General features: G+C 53.2%; 1 protein-coding gene. It reads left to right on the forward strand.

Going from position 1 to position 775, the window contains the following annotated elements; translation table 11 throughout:
• Nucleotides 1-14: 14 nt before the first annotated feature.
• Nucleotides 15-775, forward strand: a 761-nt coding sequence (locus HMPREF9194_RS12360) for an InlB B-repeat-containing protein (protein WP_245540715.1), incomplete at its 3' end; no start/stop codon positions are given.

A 775-nucleotide genomic window follows, 5' to 3' on the forward strand; every position in this document is an offset into this window, starting at 1 on the left:
AAGAAAAAGCAAGTGTGCCGTCGCCTGAGCCGACAAAAGAAGGTCATACCTTTGACGGCTGGTACAACAAAGCCGGAAACAGTCCTTGGAATTTTGCCGTAAACGAGGTAACACAAAACACCGAACTGTACGCAAAGTGGCGGATAAATACATACTCCGTAACCTTCGGCACACCGGCGAACGGCACGCTCAAAGCGGAACTTGCCGGCATCGCAATCGCTTCGGGGAAGCCGGTTGAATACGGCAAAACCGTAACCTTTACCGCAGGTCCCGCGTCAGGCTACAAAGTCGACACGTGGACAATTACCCCCGCTTCCGCACTGCAAGAAGGCGGCACACCCGGAAGTACGACTGCAAAAGTAAAGATAACCGCCGCAACAACGGTAAACGTAAGCTTTACGCTGAATACATACTCCGTAACCTTCGGTACGCCAGCGAACGGCACGCTTAAAGCGGAACTTGCCGGCAGCGCAATCGCTTCGGGGAAGCCGATTGAATACGGCAAAACCGTAACCTTTACCGCGGTTCCCGAGCCGGGCTACAAAGTCGACACATGGACAGTAACCCCCGCTTCCGCACTGCAAGAAGGCGGCACACCCGGAAGTCCGACTGCAAAAGTAAAGATAACCGCCGCAACAACGGTAAATGTGGGCTTTACCAAAGAGGGATACACAGTAACATTTGATGCAAAAGGCGGGACTCCCGTACCTGCGGCACAAACCGTAAAGTACAAAGAAAAAGCAAGTGTGCCGTCGCCTGAGCCGACAAAAGAAGG

Origin of the sequence: Treponema maltophilum ATCC 51939 (genome assembly GCF_000413055.1) — a bacterium.
Lineage (GTDB): Bacteria > Spirochaetota > Spirochaetia > Treponematales > Treponemataceae > Treponema_C > Treponema_C maltophilum.